The 394-nt window shown below is 68.3% G+C and carries 1 protein-coding gene; it reads left to right on the top strand.

Features of this window, described 5'->3' with window-relative positions:
* On the top strand, positions 1-312 hold a 312-nt coding region (locus G4D86_RS51975), incomplete at its 5' end, for a hypothetical protein (protein ID WP_205520442.1).
* Positions 313-394: the final 82 nt, after the last annotated feature.

The raw sequence follows: 394 nt of genomic DNA on the forward strand, positions 1-394 counted from the left end.
ACTCCGGGAACGCCGATGCAGCCAGGGGACATCACCGGCTTCGAGTTCGAGTCGGTGCAGGAGCAGACCCGGGGCCAGCCCTTCGTCATCACGGTCCGAGCCCTGGGCCCGCGCGCGGCGGAGTTCGAGGACAAGCTGGACCTCACCGTGAGCAAGTCCAACGGGGGCGTCAGCCCCACGTCGCTGGATCAGTTCGTCGCGGGGGTCTGCACGCAGTCCATCACCCTGGACGTCCAGGGCGACAACGTGACGCTGACGGTGACGGACCGCTTCGGAGTCGAGGGCAACTCCAACAGCTTCAAGGTGAAGTAGTCCGCCGCGTCAGGCCAGCGTGAGGCGCAGCAGCTCGCGAACGCGCGCCATGTCCGGAGGCAGCGGAGCCTCCACCGCCCGA

Origin of the sequence: Pyxidicoccus caerfyrddinensis (genome assembly GCF_010894405.1) — a bacterium.
In the GTDB taxonomy this organism is placed as follows: domain Bacteria; phylum Myxococcota; class Myxococcia; order Myxococcales; family Myxococcaceae; genus Myxococcus; species Myxococcus caerfyrddinensis.